Genomic DNA, 356 nt, shown 5'->3' on the forward strand with positions numbered 1-356 from the left:
GGCGTGGGCACGCCGGATGACATTGCCCGTATCGCCCGCGAGAAGATGGAGGAAGGCTATCCCCGTCTTCAGGTCAAGGTGGGCGGCCGGCCGGTGGAGGTCGATATCGCAGTGGTCCGCAAGGTCTGGGAAGTCATCGGAAAATCCGGCATGCGGCTTGCCGTTGATGCCAATCGCGGCTGGACCACGCGGGATGCGCTGCGCATCAGCCGTGAATGCTCTGACATTCCCTTCATCATGGAGCAGCCGTGCAACACGATCGAAGACCTGCAGAAGATCCGGCCGCAGGTCCAGCACGGCATCTACATGGATGAAAACAGCGTCAATCTCGCAACCGTCATCACGGCTGTCGGCAC

The 356-nt window shown here is 61.2% G+C and carries 1 protein-coding gene; it reads left to right on the top strand.

Features of this window, described 5'->3' with window-relative positions; genetic code table 11:
* A partial coding sequence (locus tag AC1D0P_RS32590; RefSeq protein WP_477680499.1) for an enolase C-terminal domain-like protein occupies window positions 1–356 on the top strand: 356 nt, incomplete at both ends.

The sequence above is a fragment of the Polaromonas sp. P1_G2 genome (genome assembly GCF_056405515.1).